Below are 13,462 nucleotides of genomic sequence, written 5' to 3'. Positions count from 1 at the left end.
CTTCCATCGCGGTTGAGGGCGTTTATTGCACGTTACACAATTCGTGTGAGTTATTCAAAAAACTGGCTAATTTTCGCTTTCAGAATATCGATAGCGATGCGGTTTTTGCCCCCACGCGGCACGATGATGTCGGCGTATTGCTTGGACGGCTCGATAAACTGCAGGAACATCGGACGCACCGTTTTCTGGTACTGCGCCATGACGGAGTCCATAGAACGACCGCGTTCATTAACGTCACGCTTGATGCGACGCATCAGGCAGATATCCAGCGGCGTATCAACAAAAATAGAGAAGTTCATCTCTTCGCGCAGACGCGCGTCGGTCAGCAGCAGGATCCCTTCAAGGATGATCACTTTTTTCGGTTCGATATGAATCGTTTCCTGCATGCGGGTATGTTCGACGTAGCTATAAACCGGCAGTTCAATAGGGTTGCCGCGCTTCAGCGTTTGCAGATGCTGGAACAGCAGACTGTGGTCCATCGCGTTCGGGTGGTCATAGTTGGTTTTAACCCGATCTTCCATCGACAGATGACTTTGGTCTTTGTAATAGCTATCTTCAGGAATAACGCCGATGTGCTCATCGCCCACCTGTTCGCGCAGCTCGCGATACAGCGTACTCGCAATAAGACTTTTACCTGAAGCCGATGCGCCGGCGATGCCTACAATGACGCACTGATGAGACTTATCAGTCATAAATTTTGTGACCCGATTAACCTGGATGATAGGAAGGACGGCACGAATAGACAATAGTATTCAAGAGGAAACGTTCTGAATAGTCACGTGTATCAGCGCCAAACGCGGCAATTATAGGGATTTCAGGGCAACGATACTAGTCGAATACATCGATCGGCGATGACAAAAGACCAAACGCCCACGCGTCAGTTTCTGCTGCCCCCATACATTAGTGAATATAATATTACAGGTGACACAAATTGATGATTATTGTCAATTAGCATCACGGATCTGATAAATTCCGCTAATGTTGTTGCATAATCACGGCTTGTTTCAGCATGGTCGGAGCAGCGTCGCCTCCGGAAAAACAGTGGTAATGAAGAACGATATCAGCTTTAGCTCTCTCCGCCCCGCATCACGACAACACTCGCTGCAAATACTGTTTGGTTTGTGGACAGCGACCTTTTTGTTCACCCTCTTTTCATTATCACTCATGCACGCCCATAACGTGCTGTCGCCGGTCTGGTTTCCGACGGCCATCATGACCGTCGCCTTCTACCGTGTTAACCGTTCGCTATGGCCCTGCATGAGCGTTGCTGGCGTACTGGGGATCGTTCTCGCCACCGCGCTTTACGCCCCCGAGCAAAATGGGCTGCTTCATCCGCTGACCAATCTTATGGAAGCGTTGGCGGGCGCGTTACTGCTGCGCCGTTGGCTGAACCTCGACAATCCGCTCAGAAACTTACGCCACTGGACCCAAATGGCGATCGCCACCGCGCTGATCCCGCCATTTTTGAGCGGTATTGTGGTGGCAAGTTTGACGCCCGGAAACCATGCCTTCCAGACCTTGCTGGTCTGGATGCTCTCGGATGCCTCCGGTGCTCTGGCGCTGGTTCCGCTGGGAATGCTCATCCGGGCAGACTCTTTTCAGCGTTATCGTAACCGCGCGCTGCTGGTCTCGACGATACTGACCGCGGTTATCACCCTCGCACTCAGCGCGATCGCCATGTTGTATTTGCCCTGGCCTTTTACCTTCATTATGGTGCTCATGATGTGGAGCGCGGTACGTCTACCGCGTATTGAAGCCTTCCTGATCTTTTTACTCATCATCATGATGGTTCTGACCCTCTCCGCGCAGCATCCGCTGGTACAGGAGAACATTGAAAATACCCTTAACAACTACCGGCTGAGCAATATGCTGGGGCTGCCGTTCTTGATGGTACAGCTGCCCACGGGGGTGATGAGCATCGCGATGTATGCCGTATACAGTGAGCGGCGTCGCATTGCGGAAAGTGAAACCCGCTTTCGTAACGCGATGGAATACTCGGCCGTCGGTATGGCGATAGTCGATGCCTATGGGCAGTGGTTACAGGTCAATAAAGCGCTGGCGAGGTTCCTTGGATATCCCCCGGAAGAACTACACCAAATGACGTTCCAACAGGTCACCTGGCCCGACGATTTAGCGCAAGACCTTGAACAGCTGGACCGTCTGACCCGCGGTGAAATTGAGAGCTACTCGCTTGAAAAACGCTATCGTACCCGCCACGGAGAGGCGGTCTGGGCGCTGCTGGCCGTCTCGCTGGTGCGCAACGATGACGGCACGCCGCTCTATTTCATCCAGCAGATTGAAGATATTAACGATCTGAAAAAAAGTCGCGAAGCCAACAAACGGCTGGTGGCGGAGATAACCCAAACCAACGAGGCGTTGTTCCAGGAAAAAGAACGCCTGCACATCACCCTCGACTCGATTCGTGAAGCGGTGATCAGCACCGACAGCCAACAAAATATCACCTTTATGAACCCGGTCGCCGAGAAAATCAGCGGCTGGAAGCAGGCTGAAGCGCAGGGGAAATCGTTGCGCGAGATCCTGTTTATTACGCAAGGAGAACAGGGCCCACGGCTGGAGAACTTGTACAGTGATGAAAATCTGGATAGCGATATCGAGCTAAACAAAGTCCTGCATAACCGCTACGGCGGCTGCTTTGATATCCATCACAGCATGACGCCGCTCAGCACCCAGGAAGGTGAGCATATCGGTTTCGTGCTGGTCATTCAGGACGTTACGGAGTCGCGCCGCCTGCTGCGCCAGCTCAGCTATAGCGCCAGCCACGACGCGCTCACCGAGTTGCCCAATCGTTCAAGCTTTGAAAGCCAGCTGAAAGGGCTGCTGAAATTGCTGCCGGGGGGATATCAGTCGCATGCGCTGGTGATGCTCGACCTCGATTTCTTCAAGGCCGTCAATGATAGCGCCGGGCACGCGGCCGGGGACGCTCTGCTGCACGAAATTGCCGGCCTCATGCGCTCGCTGCTACGCCCCAGCGATATTCTGGCGCGACTCGGCGGTGATGAATTTGGTTTTATTCTGCGTCACTGTTCCACCGAACAGGCGCTTAACGCCACCGAGCGCATTGTCGATGCCATCAAGCATTATGAATTTACCTGGGCAGGACGGCTGCACCGTGTCGGTGCCAGTGCAGGGTTAACGCTGATTCACGAGCATAACGCCCAGCTGGCGGAAGTGCTGGTCCAGGCCGATGCCGCCTGCTACACCTCAAAAAATAACGGTCGCGGTATCGTGACGGTTTATGCGCCCGTGCATCACGAAGGCGACCAGTCATCGGCGTGCCAGATATGCAATAACGCGTAAGATCGCCAGGGCTGCCAACGTTCGGCATAACGGCGAATCTGCGCGGGCGTCATTCCCGGGAAGCGCTGCTTAATCAGATAATCGTCCGGCAAAAAGATATCTTTCGCCTGCCAGGCGCGCAGCGCAAAGTAGTTTGCCGTCCAACGGCCAATGCCGGGATATTGCTGTAGCGCCTTTAGCGCCTGCTCCACGTCGTCCGGCTGCGTTTGCGGCAGTTCGCCGCTAAGCGCACGCTGGGCAAAATGTATTAACGCTTCGGCCCGTTTGAGCGGCATGCCCAGTGCTTTCAGCGCCGCCGGGTCTGCTGCCGCTAGCCGCTCTGGCGTAGGAAACAACGAGAAAGAGGCGTCCGGCGCGAGCGGCTCGCCATACAGCGCCACCACTTTCCCGGTCAGCTTCGCGGCCATCGTCACGCTCACCAACTGGCCGAGAATCGCTCGAACGCCCTGTTCAAAGGCGTCCAGCGCGCCGGGCAGTCGTAACCCCGGTTTTGCCGCCGCCAGCGTCCCGAGCGAGCGCGCGATTTGTTGCGGATCGCAGTGCAGATCCAGCAATTTCGCCACCCGTATCAGCGCTTCGTCAGCGACCGGCAGCAGCCCGGCAGACAGCGTGACCCGCAGCACCTGGCGGGCGGGATCCGGCGTCATGGCGATCAGCCCGCGGTGAGGCCCGAGCCTCCAACTGCGGGTATAGCTTTGATCATGAAAACATTCGATACCTGCGACCGCACGCGCCTGTAAAAAACCGAACATCCAGCGCCAGTCGTATGGCGGCAGCCAGGGCAGTTCAAACATCCTTCATCCTTATCGTCAGGCAGCAGTGATTGCGTTACAGCATAGCGGTTAATCCATGGGAAAACCTTGCTTTCATATTCCTGTTGCCGCCATCACCACATTCCGCTAAAGTCGCCCCCCTTTCTTCACTGGCATGGGGATGATTGACGTGTTTATTGGTTTTGACTACGGGACGGCGAACTGCTCTGTCGCCGTGATGCAGGATGGCGCGCCGCGCATGCTGATGATGGAAAACGGCAGTACATTGCTGCCGTCAATGCTGTCGGCTCCGACTCGTGAAGCGGTCAGCGAGTGGTTGTACCGCCACCATCAGGTACCGGCAACGGGTGATGAAACTCAGGCGCTGCTGCGCCGGGCGATGAACTACAACCGCGACGAAGATATCGAGGTGCTGGGCAATAGCGTGCAGTTCGGCCTCGCGTCGCTCAAGCAGTACATCGACGATCCGGAAGAGGTGTACTTTGTTAAGTCGCCTAAATCCTTCCTCGGCGCTAGCGGGTTGAAGCCGCAGCAGGTCGCCGTATTCGAAGATCTGGTTTGCTCGATGATGCTGCATATTCGCCAGCAGGCGCAATCGCAGCTTCAGGAAAGCATCGAACAGGCGGTGATTGGTCGCCCGATTAACTTCCAGGGGCTGGGTGGTGACGATGCCAACGCGCAGGCGGTAGGCATTTTGCAACGCGCGGCGCAACGTGCCGGTTTCCGCGACGTGATTTTCCAGTACGAACCGGTCGCCGCCGGTCTGGATTTCGAAGCCAGCCTCAGCGAAGAAAAACGCGTTCTGGTCGTTGATATCGGCGGCGGCACCACCGACTGCTCGGTGCTGCTAATGGGGCCACAGTGGCGTACCCGTCACGACCGTGAGCAAAGTCTGCTCGGCCACAGCGGCTGTCGCGTGGGCGGTAACGATCTGGATATCGCGCTGGCCTTTAAAAGCCTGATGCCGCTGCTGGGTATGGGCGGTGAAACCGAAAAAGGTATCGCCCTGCCGATTCTGCCCTGGTGGAACGCGGTGGCGATCAACGATGTTCCGGCGCAGACCGACTTCTACAGCTCAGCCAATGGCCGCCTGCTGCGTGACCTGGCGCGCGATGCCCGCGATGCGGAAAAAGTCGCCCTGCTCTACAAGGTTTGGCAGCAGCGTTTAAGCTACCGTCTGGTACGCAGCGCGGAAGAGAGCAAAATCGCCCTGTCCGAAAACGCACAAATCGACACCCGCCTGCCGTTTATCAGCGACACTCTGGCCACCGCTATCAGCCAGGACGGGCTGGAAGCGGCGCTGAACCAGCCGCTGACCCGTATTCTTGAGCAGGTGCAGCTGGCGCTGGAAAACAGCAGTGAAAAGCCGGACGTCATCTACTTAACCGGCGGCAGCGCGCGCTCGCCGCTGATTAAAAAAGCGCTGGCCGAACAGCTGCCGGGCATTCCTGTTGCCGGTGGCGACGATTTTGGCTCGGTCACCGCCGGTCTGGCCCGCTGGGCGCAGGTGGTTTTTGCCTGATATATCGTCGTTGACTTCGCTGTTTTTTCGACCTATCGTAAAGGAATGAGGGTAAGGGAGGATTGCTCCTCCCCCTGGTATCTTAGTAAGCCGGTAAGCTAATGACTAAGAGTATTACCAGTATGATGACTAGCCTCATCATAACCCTTTCCTTATATAAGGCCCCTTCGTCAGGAGGGGCTTTTCTGTTTTAGCGCTCTGCTAAACGCCGCTGACGGTAGCACACGCGGCGATTGCGCGGTTTTTCATCGCCACGGATTGCGAGGCGGCTCGTAAAGCTGACGCGATTCAGACGATTCCTTCCGTGTTTCATATTTCCTCCATTTTTCCCGAGCGTTCCGTTACTAAACTAGTATCATTTCGTGAAATGATTCAGGACGAGACACCTATAACGATGAAAGGCAGTCATAAGATTCGCTGGCGGGTAGCGCTGGCCGTGCTGGTGGTGGTCGCGGGGGCGACAGGCATCTGGCACTTTAGCAGCAATTCTGACACCTCGGGTTCCACCGCGGCCAAACCGGCGGGAGCGCCATCGGCTGGCGGTGGGCGGCACGGTGGGCGCTTTGGCGGCGCGCTGGCGCCGGTTCAGGCCGCTACCGCCACCAGCGAAGCGGTACCGCGCTATCTCAGCGGGCTGGGCACCATTACCGCCGCCAATACCGTTACCGTGCGCAGCCGCGTCGACGGCCAGCTGATGGCCATTCACTTCCAGGAAGGCCAGCAGGTCAAAGCCGGCGATCTACTGGCAGAAATTGACCCCAGCCAGTTTAAGGTCAACCTTGCTCAGGCACAGGGACAACTGGCAAAAGATAAAGCCACGCTCGCCAACGCCCGCCGCGATTTAGCCCGCTATCAGCAGTTGGTCAAAACCAATCTTGTCTCTCGCCAGGAGCTGGATACCCAGCAGTCGCTGGTCAGTGAAACCGAAGGCACGATTAAGGCCGACCAGGCCGCCGTCGCCAGCGCCCAGCTGCAGCTCGACTGGAGCCGCATCACTGCGCCTATCGACGGTCGCGTAGGCTTAAAACAGGTGGATATCGGCAACCAGATTTCCAGCGGTGACACCACCGGTATCGTGGTGCTGACCCAAACGCATCCGATCGACCTCGTCTTCACCCTGCCGGAAAACGATATCGCTACCGTGGTTGCCGCGCAAAAAGCGGGTAAAACGCTGACGGTAGAAGCCTGGGATCGCACCAACAAACAGAAGCTGAGCGACGGCACGCTGCTGAGCCTCGACAACCAGATTGACGCCACCACCGGTACCATCAAGCTGAAGGCGCGTTTCAATAACCAGGACGACGCGCTGTTCCCGAATCAGTTTGTCAACGCCCGTATGCTGGTTGATACCCAGCAAAATGCGGTAGTCATCCCCACTGCCGCGCTGCAAATGGGTAATGACGGTCACTTCGTATGGGTGCTGAACAGCGACAACAAAGTCAGCAAACACACGGTCATCCCGGGTATCCAGGATAGCCAGAAAGTGGTGATTGAAGCGGGGCTCTCCGCCGGCGACCGCGTGGTCACCGACGGCATCGACCGCTTAACCGAAGGGGCAAAAGTGGAAGTGGTGACGGCCCATGACGCCTCCGCCGCTGGCGCGGAAAAACCGGCTGCCGCTGCAGACCCTAAAGGAGCACGCGGCTGATGCAAGTGTTACCGCCGAGCAACACGGGCGGCCCATCCCGTCTGTTCATTATGCGCCCTGTCGCCACCACGCTGTTGATGGTGGCTATTCTGCTGGCCGGGATCATCGGCTACCGTTTCCTGCCCGTCTCCGCGCTGCCGGAAGTAGACTATCCGACCATTCAGGTAGTCACACTCTATCCGGGCGCCAGCCCGGACGTGGTGACCTCCGCGATTACCGCGCCGCTCGAACGTCAGTTCGGCCAGATGTCCGGCCTGAAGCAAATGTCGTCGCAAAGCTCCGGCGGCGCGTCGGTCGTCACCCTTCAGTTCCAGCTCACGCTGCCGCTGGATGTCGCCGAGCAGGAGGTGCAGGCCGCCATTAACGCCGCCACTAACCTGCTGCCCAGCGATCTGCCAAACCCGCCGGTCTACAGCAAGGTCAACCCGGCGGATCCGCCGATCATGACCCTCGCCGTCACCTCTTCCGCCACCCCAATGACGGAAGTAGAAGATATGGTTGAAACCCGCGTGGCGCAGAAAATTTCCCAGGTCTCCGGCGTCGGTCTGGTGACGCTCGCGGGCGGCCAGCGCCCGGCAGTGCGCGTGAAGCTCAACGCCCAGGCTATCGCCGCGATTGGGCTGACCAGCGAAGATATTCGCACCGCCATTACCAGCGCCAACGTCAACTCGGCAAAGGGTAGCCTCGACGGCCCTGCGCGCGCGGTGACGCTCTCGGCCAACGACCAGATGCAGTCGGCGCAGGAGTATCGGGCGCTGATTATCGCCTATAAAAACGGCGCGGCCATTCGTTTGGGCGACGTCGCGACCATCGAGCAAGGCGCTGAAAACACCTGGCTTGGCGCATGGGCGAACAAAAAGCAGGCCATCGTGATGAACGTCCAGCGCCAGCCTGGCGCAAACATCATCTCAACCGCAGACAGCATCCGCCAGATGCTGCCGCAGTTGACCGAAAGCCTGCCGAAATCCGTTAAGGTCGAGGTTCTGTCTGACCGTACCACCAACATTCGCGCCTCGGTTTCCGACACCCAGTTCGAGCTGATGCTGGCGATTGCGCTGGTGGTGATGATCATCTATCTGTTCCTGCGCAACGTCCCGGCAACCATTATCCCCGGCGTCGCCGTGCCGCTGTCGCTGGTCGGCACCTTCGCGGTGATGGTGTTCCTCGATTTTTCCATCAACAACCTGACGCTGATGGCGCTGACCATCGCCACCGGCTTCGTGGTCGATGACGCCATCGTGGTGATCGAGAACATTTCGCGTTACATCGAAAAAGGCGAAAAACCGATGGCCGCCGCGCTGAAAGGCGCAGGTGAGATTGGTTTTACCATTATCTCGCTAACCTTCTCGCTGATTGCAGTGCTGATCCCGCTGCTGTTTATGGGCGATATCGTGGGCCGCCTGTTCCGCGAGTTCGCCGTCACCCTGGCGGTGGCAATACTGATCTCGGCGGTAGTGTCATTAACCCTGACGCCAATGATGTGCGCGCGCATGCTCAGCCACGAGTCGCTGCGCAAACAAAACCGTTTTTCCCGCGCCAGCGAGCGCTTCTTCGACCGGGTGATTGCCGGCTACGGCCATCTGCTGGCCCGCGTGCTGAATCATCCGTGGCTGACGCTCGGCGTCGCGCTGGGCACGCTGGCGCTGTCGGTGATCCTGTGGATCGCCATTCCGAAAGGCTTTTTCCCGATTCAGGACAACGGCATTATTCAGGGAACATTGCAGGCGCCACAGTCGGTGTCGTTCGCTAGCATGGCGCAACGCCAGCAGACGGTTGCCGACGCTATCCTGAAAGATCCGGCGGTAGAAAGCCTCACGTCGTTTGTCGGCGTCGACGGCACCAACCCGGCGCTCAACAGCGCACGTTTGCAGATTAACCTGAAACCGCTCGACGAGCGCGACGATCGGGTACAGACGGTCATTAGCCGGCTGCAACACGCGGTTGACCGCATTCCAGGCATCGAATTGTATCTCCAGCCGACGCAGGATCTGACCATCGACACCACCGTCAGCCGTACGCAGTACCAGTTTACGCTGCAGGCCAACTCGCTGGATGCGCTAAGCGAATGGGTGCCGCAGCTGATGACCCAGCTTCAGGCGCTGCCGCAGCTTTCCGATGTCAGCAGCGATTGGCAGGACAAAGGGCTGGTGGCCTACGTTAACGTCGATCGCGATAGCGCCAGCCGTCTTGGTATTTCGATGGCCGATGTCGATAACGCGCTGTACAACGCCTTTGGTCAACGCCTGATTTCAACCATCTATACCCAGGCCAACCAGTACCGCGTGGTGCTGGAACACGACACCCGCGCCACGCCTGGCCTGGCGGCTCTGGATAACGTGCGCCTGACCAGCAGCGATGGCGGCATCGTACCGCTGACGGCGATCGCCAAAATTGAACAGCGCTTTGCGCCGCTGTCAATCAACCACCTCGATCAGTTCCCGGTCACCACCATTTCGTTCAACGTGCCGGATAACTACTCGCTGGGCGATGCGGTACAGGCCATTCTGGACAGTGAGAAAACCCTGAACTTCCCGGCGGATATCCGCACCGAGTTCCAGGGCAGCACCCTCGCCTTCCAGTCGGCGCTGAACAGCACCATCTGGCTGGTGGTTGCCGCGGTGGTGGCGATGTATATCGTGCTGGGCGTGCTTTATGAAAGCTTTATTCACCCGATTACCATTCTCTCGACCCTGCCAACCGCGGGCGTCGGCGCGCTGCTGGCATTAATGCTGGCGGGCAATGAACTGGACGTAATCGCCATTATCGGCATCATCCTGTTGATCGGTATCGTCAAGAAAAACGCCATCATGATGATCGACTTTGCGCTGGCCGCCGAGCGTGAGCAGGGAATGGCGCCGCGCGAGGCGATTTATCAGGCCTGTCTGCTGCGTTTCCGCCCGATTCTGATGACCACGCTCGCCGCGCTGCTTGGCGCGCTGCCGCTGATGCTGAGCACCGGCGTAGGCGCCGAGCTGCGTCGCCCGCTGGGGATCGGCATGGTAGGCGGCCTGCTGGTCAGCCAGGTACTCACCCTGTTTACCACACCGGTGATTTACCTGCTGTTTGACCGCCTGTCGCTGTACCTGAAAAGCCGCTTCCCGCGCCGTGAAGAGGAAGCGTAAGTGAAATTTTTTGCCCTCTTCATCTACCGCCCGGTGGCGACGATCCTGATATCCATCGCCATCACCCTGTGCGGCGTGCTTGGTTTTCGCCTGCTGCCGGTGGCCCCGCTGCCGCAGGTCGATTTCCCGGTGATTATGGTCAGCGCCTCGCTGCCCGGCGCGTCGCCGGAAACCATGGCCTCGTCGGTGGCGACCCCGCTGGAGCGCTCGTTAGGGCGCATTGCGGGTGTCAATGAGATGACCTCCAGCAGCTCGCTGGGCAGTACGCGTATCATTCTCGAATTTAACTTCGATCGTGATATCAACGGCGCGGCGCGCGACGTGCAGGCAGCGATTAACGCCGCGCAAAACCTGCTGCCAAGCGGGATGCCCAGTCGTCCAACCTATCGCAAAGCCAACCCGTCCGATGCGCCGATCATGATCCTGACGCTGACCTCGGACACCTATTCGCAGGGCGAGCTGTACGATTTCGCTTCCACCCAGCTGGCGCAGAGCATCGCGCAGATTGACGGCGTGGGTGACGTAGACGTCGGCGGCAGCTCGCTGCCCGCGGTGCGCGTTGACCTGAACCCGCAGGCGCTGTTTAACCAGGGCGTCTCGCTGGATGCGGTGCGCACGGCCATCAGCAACGCCAACGTGCGTAAACCACAGGGGGCGATCGACGATAGCGCCCATCGCTGGCAGGTACAAACCAACGATGAGCTGAAAAAAGCCGCCGAATACCAGCCGCTGATCGTGCACTACAACAACGGCGCGGCGGTGCGTCTCAGCGACGTGGCGACGGTCAGCGACTCGGTGCAGGACGTGCGCAACGCCGGGATGACCAACGCTAAACCGGCCATCCTGCTGATGATCCGCAAACTGCCGGAAGCCAATATTATCGACACGGTCGATCGCATTCGCGCCGAGCTACCGGAGCTGCAACAGACCATTCCAGCGGCTATCGACCTGCAAATTGCCCAGGACCGTTCACCGACGATCCGCGCCTCGCTGGAGGAAGTGGAGCAAACGCTGGTGATCTCAGTGGCGCTGGTGATTCTGGTGGTGTTCCTGTTCCTGCGTTCCGGCCGCGCCACGCTGATTCCGGCGGTGGCGGTGCCGGTCTCGCTGATCGGCACCTTCGCCGCGATGTACCTGTGCGGTTTCAGCCTCAACAACCTGTCGTTGATGGCGCTGACCATCGCCACCGGTTTCGTGGTCGATGATGCCATCGTGGTGCTGGAGAATATTTCCCGCCACCTGGAAGCGGGCATGAAACCGCTACAGGCCGCGCTACAGGGGAGCCGCGAAGTGGGCTTTACCGTCCTGTCGATGAGCGTTTCGCTGGTGGCGGTGTTCTTGCCGCTGCTGCTGATGGGCGGCCTGCCCGGCAGGTTGCTGCGGGAATTTGCGGTCACGCTATCGGTAGCGATCGGTATTTCGCTGGCCGTCTCGCTGACCCTCACGCCGATGATGTGCGGCTGGATGCTGAAATCCAGCCGTCCGCATTCGCCAACCCGTAATAAAGGTTTGGGGCGTCTGCTGGTCGCGATGCAGCAGGGTTACGGCAAATCGCTGCGCTGGGTGCTGAACCACGCGAAACTGGTGGGCGTGGTGTTCCTGGCAACCATCGCGCTGAACGTCTGGCTGTATATCTCCATCCCGAAAACCTTTTTCCCGGAGCAGGACACCGGGGTGCTGATGGGCGGTATTCAGGCCGACCAGAGCATCTCCTTCCAGGCGATGCGCGGTAAACTACAGGATTTCATGAAGATTATTCGTGAAGATCCGGCGGTGGACAACGTCACCGGCTTTACCGGCGGTTCCCGGGTGAACAGCGGAATGATGTTTATCACCCTGAAATCACGCGACGTACGCCAGGAGTCGGCGCAGCAGATTATCGACCGCCTGCGGAAAAAGCTGGCCAAAGAGCCGGGGGCTAACCTGTTTTTAATGGCGGTGCAGGATATCCGCGTCGGTGGCCGCCAGTCGAATGCCAGCTATCAGTACACGCTGCTGTCCGACGATCTCAGCGCCCTGCGTGAATGGGAACCAAAGATCCGCAAAGCGCTGGCCGCGCTGCCGGAACTGGCGGACGTCAACTCGGATCAGCAGGACAACGGCGCGGAAATGGCGCTGGTCTACGATCGTGAAACCATGTCGCGGCTGGGCATTAGCGTCGAGGCAGCCAACAGTCTGCTGAACAACGCCTTTGGCCAGCGGCAGATCTCCACCATCTATCAGCCGCTGAACCAGTACAAAGTGGTGATGGAGGTTGACCCCGTCTACACCCAGGATGTGAGCGCGCTGGATAAAATGTTCGTCATTAACAGCGAAGGGAAAGCCATTCCGCTCTCTTATTTCGCCAAATGGCAGCCTTCCAACGCGCCGCTGTCGGTCAACCACCAGGGGTTGTCGGCGGCTTCGACTATCTCCTTCAACCTGCCGACCGGCAAATCGCTGTCGGAAGCCAGTGACGCGATTAACCGCACGATGACCCAGCTTGGCGTGCCAAACACGGTTCGCGGTTCGTTCGCCGGGACGGCGCAGGTATTCCAGGACACGATGAACTCCCAGGTGATCCTGATCGTTGCCGCGATCGCGACGGTATACATTGTGCTGGGGATTTTGTACGAGAGTTATGTTCACCCACTGACCATTCTCTCCACGCTGCCGTCGGCGGGCGTTGGCGCGCTGCTGGCGCTGGAGCTGTTCAATGCCCCGTTCAGCCTAATCGCCCTTATCGGGATCATGCTATTAATTGGCATTGTGAAGAAAAACGCCATCATGATGGTCGACTTCGCCCTTGAAGCCCAGCGTAACGGCAATTTGCCGCCGGAACAGGCCATATTCCAGGCCTGTCTGCTGCGTTTTCGCCCGATCATGATGACCACGCTGGCGGCGCTGTTTGGCGCGCTGCCGCTGGTGATTTCGGGGGGCGATGGATCCGAACTGCGTCAACCGCTGGGGATTACCATTGTAGGGGGGCTGGTGATGAGCCAGCTGCTAACCCTCTATACCACCCCGGTGGTTTATCTGTTCTTCGATCGTCTGCGTCTGCGTTTTTCGCGTCAACCCCGACAATCGGTAACTGAATAAC

General features: G+C 58.4%; 8 protein-coding genes. 5 read left to right on the top strand and 3 right to left on the bottom strand.

Translation table 11 applies throughout. The features are described from left to right. Nucleotides 1-50: 50 nt before the first annotated feature. On the bottom strand, nucleotides 51-692 hold the full coding sequence (gene udk, locus ABTW00_RS08395; protein WP_001575945.1) for a uridine kinase: 642 nt from the start codon (nucleotides 690-692) through the stop codon (nucleotides 51-53). A gap of 355 nt (nucleotides 693-1,047) precedes the next feature. Here udk and ABTW00_RS08390 point away from each other — a divergent pair, with 355 nt between their 5' ends. Next, nucleotides 1,048-3,318 carry a PAS domain S-box protein gene (locus tag ABTW00_RS08390; protein WP_433640144.1) on the top strand — a complete coding sequence of 757 codons (2,271 nt, stop codon included), beginning with the start codon at nucleotides 1,048-1,050 and terminating at the stop codon, nucleotides 3,316-3,318. Here ABTW00_RS08390 and alkA read toward each other — a convergent pair. Next, nucleotides 3,270-4,112 (bottom strand): DNA-3-methyladenine glycosylase 2, encoded by an 843-nt coding sequence (alkA, locus tag ABTW00_RS08385; RefSeq protein ID WP_433640142.1) that lies wholly within the window; start codon nucleotides 4,110-4,112, stop codon nucleotides 3,270-3,272. The two genes, ABTW00_RS08390 and alkA, sit on opposite strands and share 49 nt — an antisense overlap. A gap of 148 nt (nucleotides 4,113-4,260) precedes the next feature. On the opposite strand from alkA, the gene yegD reads away from it, so the two are divergent. Continuing rightward, nucleotides 4,261-5,613 (top strand): molecular chaperone, encoded by a 1,353-nt coding sequence (gene yegD / locus ABTW00_RS08380; protein WP_433640966.1) that lies wholly within the window; start codon nucleotides 4,261-4,263, stop codon nucleotides 5,611-5,613. Nucleotides 5,614-5,695: 82 nt separating this feature from the next. Here the strand turns inward: yegD and ABTW00_RS08375 are convergent, their stop codons facing one another. Then, the gene (locus ABTW00_RS08375; RefSeq protein ID WP_223882170.1) at nucleotides 5,696-5,752 is read right to left on the bottom strand and encodes a type I toxin-antitoxin system Ibs family toxin; all 57 of its coding nucleotides are present in this window, start codon (nucleotides 5,750-5,752) and stop codon (nucleotides 5,696-5,698) included. A gap of 255 nt (nucleotides 5,753-6,007) precedes the next feature. Between ABTW00_RS08375 and ABTW00_RS08370 the strand changes: the two genes are divergently transcribed. From ABTW00_RS08370 to mdtC, 3 genes are read left to right on the top strand one after another with little or no spacing between them, the layout of a single operon-like run. Further along, on the top strand, nucleotides 6,008-7,261 hold the full coding sequence (locus tag ABTW00_RS08370; RefSeq protein ID WP_433640140.1) for an MdtA/MuxA family multidrug efflux RND transporter periplasmic adaptor subunit: 1,254 nt from the start codon (nucleotides 6,008-6,010) through the stop codon (nucleotides 7,259-7,261). Then, nucleotides 7,261-10,383 carry an MdtB/MuxB family multidrug efflux RND transporter permease subunit gene (locus ABTW00_RS08365; RefSeq protein WP_433640138.1) on the top strand — a complete coding sequence of 1,041 codons (3,123 nt, stop codon included), beginning with the start codon at nucleotides 7,261-7,263 and terminating at the stop codon, nucleotides 10,381-10,383. The genes ABTW00_RS08370 and ABTW00_RS08365 overlap by 1 nt, the downstream gene beginning before the upstream one ends. Continuing rightward, the gene (mdtC, locus tag ABTW00_RS08360; protein WP_433640136.1) at nucleotides 10,384-13,461 is read left to right on the top strand and encodes a multidrug efflux RND transporter permease subunit MdtC; all 3,078 of its coding nucleotides are present in this window, start codon (nucleotides 10,384-10,386) and stop codon (nucleotides 13,459-13,461) included. It begins immediately after the preceding gene. Nucleotide 13,462 lies beyond the last annotated feature (1 nt).

The sequence above is a fragment of the Kluyvera georgiana genome (assembly GCF_050990895.1).
Classification (GTDB): Bacteria; Pseudomonadota; Gammaproteobacteria; order Enterobacterales; family Enterobacteriaceae; genus Kluyvera; species Kluyvera georgiana.
The sequence above is the reverse complement of the archived record's forward strand: the minus strand, read 5'-3'. Positions and strand labels throughout refer to the sequence as shown.

What these genes read in the sequence shown, in the direction of transcription:
- udk (WP_001575945.1), bottom strand. Translation starts at nt 692, where the DNA reads ATGACTGATAAGTCTCATCAGTGCGTCATTGTAGGCATCGCCGGCGCA.
- ABTW00_RS08390 (WP_433640144.1), top strand. Translation starts at nt 1,048, where the DNA reads ATGAAGAACGATATCAGCTTTAGCTCTCTCCGCCCCGCATCACGACAA.
- alkA (WP_433640142.1), bottom strand. Translation starts at nt 4,112, where the DNA reads ATGTTTGAACTGCCCTGGCTGCCGCCATACGACTGGCGCTGGATGTTC.
- ABTW00_RS08370 (WP_433640140.1), top strand. Translation starts at nt 6,008, where the DNA reads ATGAAAGGCAGTCATAAGATTCGCTGGCGGGTAGCGCTGGCCGTGCTG.
- ABTW00_RS08365 (WP_433640138.1), top strand. Translation starts at nt 7,261, where the DNA reads ATGCAAGTGTTACCGCCGAGCAACACGGGCGGCCCATCCCGTCTGTTC.